We start from the raw sequence: 2,827 nt of genomic DNA on the forward strand, positions 1-2,827 counted from the left end.
GTGCAGCCGCTGCGCGGCACGCCGCTGGCGTATGCGCAGCGCCCCGATGGCAGCCTCGCCGTTGCCGAGGCATCAGCGCGTGACGCATGGCCGCTGGCGCAGTTGCCGCCGCGTTGCGTGGCGCGCGTGCCGGCCGCGGCCGCGTTGCTGTTCGCCAGCGCCGAGCGGGCCTGGGACGTGCGTGGAGCGCCGGACACCGCGGTGGCGGATACCGCGGATGACGTGGTCGTGCATCGTCACTTTCTGCAGCTGAGCCAGGGCGACGTCCTGGTGCTGGAGGCGGTGTGGACATCCGGCCTGTTTGGTCGGTCACTGCCGGTGCCCGGCGGCAGCCGTCCGACCGACGGCGAACTGGGGCTGTTCGCGCTGTTGCACGGGCCGCAGCTGATGGCCTTGCGTCCGTCCACGGCGACGCTGACATGCGTGGAGGTGGTGTGTCCGGTCGATGCGCTGTATTGCCTGGAGCTGCGGCTGTCTGGTCCGGCGGCGTGGCGCGATCGTGCTGTCGAGACGTTCGTCGATCTGCGGCTGTGGGGTGCCTTCGTCCAGTGCCCGTCACGGTTGCGCGCTTTTTCCCTGCAGCAGGTGTGGGTCGGCGATCGGGACCGGCAATGTTTGCCGGTGCCGCTGCCGTGAGCGTCGCCGCCGCAGAGCATTGATGCCGAAGATGGCCGGCGGCGGCGGGGAGGGCTTGGTACGCAGTGCGGCGACCTGTCGTTTCGCTGCGTCAGTGGCTGCGATGCCAGTCGCAGCGCATGACACTGGCGATGTCTAGGATGACGCGTCCGCGGACGGACATGGCTTGCTCCGGACCGGGCAACCCTAATCATCGGAGGATGTATGCAAGGACTCAATGGACAAGTGTGCAGGTTCGCGGCGGTGCTGGCGGGTGCCGGATTGGCGTTTGCGTGTGACGCAGCCTCGATCTTTTCGTATTCCAGCAACGCAGGCGACTACATCGGCCAGGGCAAGAAGGCCGTTCTGACCGACGCGAACGCGACATTCGGCGTGCGCGGCACCAAGGATCGGGTCGAGCTGTCCATCACCAGTACGGCGGGCGAGTACTGGTCGATCACGATCAGGCCGCCCGTCGGGACTGGGCTGGCTCCCGGCGTTTATGCCAATGCAGAGCGCTCGGCGTTCAAGACAGGCCGCTCGCCCGGGCTCGACGTCTCAAGCACGGGGCGGGGCTGCAACAGGATCTGGGGAAAGGTATCGATCCGGCAGGTCGCGTTCGATGCCGCCGGGAACGTGGATCAGCTGGAAGCATCCTTCGTCCAGCAATGCGAGACCAACAAGGCGCCGGCGCTCGCGGGCGTGGTCAGCTACAACGCAGCGCCGCTGTATCTGAAATTGAACAGCGGTGACGGCGACTATGTCGGCGGTGGTGTGGACAAGACGTATTACAACGATACGAGCGTGTTTGCATTGGACGGGACGCCGTCACGGCTTCGGTATGCCGCCTCGGGGCTGCGCGACGATTGGACTGCGACCATTGCGGCACCCGCCGGCAAGACCTTGGTACCGGGGCGCTATTCCATCAGCCGGTTCGCCGACAGCCTCAACGCCGGGTTCGATTTCTACGGCAACGGGCGAGGGTGCAACGCGACCCGTGGCACCTTGAACGTGCGCAAGATCGAACAGGATGCGCAGGGCAACGTGGTCCGGTTCTATGCGGACTTCGAGCAGTTCTGCGACGCGAATTCCGCACCTTTACGAGGCAGCATCCACTTCGGCGCCTGACTGCGCTTGGCGGGTCCGTGATGCACGGACCCGCCGCTTCCATTTCGCTGGTGACGTCATCCGGGTTGGGGAAAGACGTTCGCAATCCCAGCAAGACATGCCATGGCGTATGCAGTCGCCCACGGTATTTGCGCTGGACGCGCCGCCCATCGCGATAGGGAGGTCGCCTTTGTGCTGGTGCCCTCCGGCGGCAAAGGCAGGCTGTGTCCCGCATACTGATGCCTTCCGCGCACGGTGAGAGGGCAATGCAGTCTTCGCTTCAGGCTCGCGCCACCACGTTCTGCGAGCGCTTCGGTCTGCGCCTGCCGATCCTGCTCAGCCCGATGGCCGGTGCCTGCCCGGTGCCGCTGTCGGCCGCGGTCGCCACGGCCGGCGGCATGGGGGCGATGGGCGCGGTGCTGTCGGCGCCGCAGGACATCGTGGCGTGGATGGACGCGTTCCGCGCCGCCGGCGGCGGGCCGGCGCAGGTCAATCTGTGGGTGCCGGATCCGTTGCCCGCGCGCGATGCTGCTGCCGAGGCCGAGGTGCGTGCCTTTCTCGCGGCCTGGGGTCCGCCGGTCGACGCCGCCGCCGGCGATGCGGCGCCGGCCGATTTCGATGCCCAGTTCGAGGCCCTGCTCGCGGCGCGGCCGGCAGTGGCCTCGTCGATCATGGGCCTGTTCCGGCCGGACCAGGTGCAGCGCCTGCAGCAGGCCGGGATCGTCTGGTTCGCCTGCGCCACCACCCTGGACGAGGCGCTGGCTGCGCAGGCCGCCGGTGCCGATGCGGTGGTCGCCCAGGGGGCGGAAGCCGGCGGCCATCGCGGCGCCTTCGAGGCCGGCAGCGCCGAGCGGCAGTTGACCGGGCTGTTCGCGCTGCTGCCGCGGCTGGCCGACCAACTGCAGATCCCGGTGATCGCCGCCGGCGGCATCGGCGACGGCCGTGGCATCGCCGCCGCTTTGACCCTGGGCGCGAGCGCGGTGCAGATCGGCACCGCCCTGCTGCGCACCCCGGAGGCGGCGCTGGCACCGGCCTGGGCGGACGCGCTGGCCCAGGCCGAACCCGAGCAGACCACGTTGACCCGCGCCTTTTCCGGCCGCCTGGA

2 protein-coding genes and 1 pseudogene are annotated in these 2,827 nt (G+C 68.9%); all 3 read left to right on the plus strand.

All coding sequences use genetic code 11. The features are described from left to right. Nucleotides 1-636: pseudogene (locus D183_RS24505) on the plus strand (hypothetical protein); the annotation flags it as partial. Nucleotides 637-840: 204 nt separating this feature from the next. Next, on the plus strand, nucleotides 841-1,743 hold the full coding sequence (locus tag D183_RS0111170) for a hypothetical protein (protein ID WP_157835204.1): 903 nt from the start codon (nucleotides 841-843) through the stop codon (nucleotides 1,741-1,743). Nucleotides 1,744-1,988: 245 nt separating this feature from the next. After that, on the plus strand, nucleotides 1,989-2,827 hold an 839-nt coding region (locus D183_RS0111175; RefSeq protein WP_017909064.1), incomplete at its 3' end, for an NAD(P)H-dependent flavin oxidoreductase.

The sequence above is a fragment of the Xanthomonas sp. SHU 199 genome, from assembly GCF_000364665.1.
GTDB classification, from domain to species: Bacteria; Pseudomonadota; Gammaproteobacteria; order Xanthomonadales; family Xanthomonadaceae; genus Xanthomonas_A; species Xanthomonas_A sontii.

Bases quoted from the DNA above. Each gene is read 5' to 3' on its own strand.
- D183_RS0111170 (WP_157835204.1), top strand. From the start codon at position 841: ATGCAAGGACTCAATGGACAAGTGTGCAGGTTCGCGGCGGTGCTGGCG.